General features: G+C 49.6%; 1 rRNA gene. It reads left to right on the top strand.

The window, feature by feature from the left end:
- A 23S ribosomal RNA gene (locus O3746_RS10370) occupies positions 1 to 534 on the top strand; the annotation flags it as partial.

Genomic DNA, 534 nt, shown 5'->3' on the forward strand with positions numbered 1-534 from the left:
AAGTCTGTTGGGTAGGGGAGCGTTCTGTAAGCGGATGAAGGTTAATCGAGAGGTTAGCTGGACGTATCAGAAGTGCGAATGCTGACATAAGTAACGATAAAACGGGTGAAAAACCCGTTCGCCGGAAGACCAAGGGTTCCTGTCCAACGTTAATCGGGGCAGGGTGAGTCGGCCCCTAAGGCGAGGCTGAAAAGCGTAGTCGATGGGAAACGGGTTAATATTCCCGTACTTGGATAAACTGCGATGTGGGGACGGAGCAGGTTAGGTTATCGCACTGTTGGATATGTGCGTTTAAGTTGGTAGGTGAGAAGTTTAGGCAAATCCGGACTTCTTTAACACCGAGAGATGATGACGAGGCTCTACGGAGCTGAAGTAACCGATACCACACTTCCAGGAAAAGCCACTAAGCTTCAGGTTTATCTAAACCGTACTGAAAACCGACACAGGTGGTCAGGTAGAGAATACTCAGGCGCTTGAGAGAACTCGGGTGAAGGAACTAGGCAAAATAGCACCGTAACTTCGGGAGAAGGTGCG

It is taken from the genome of Haemophilus sp. 27098_8_127 (assembly GCF_041433495.1).
Lineage (GTDB): Bacteria > Pseudomonadota > Gammaproteobacteria > Enterobacterales > Pasteurellaceae > Haemophilus_D.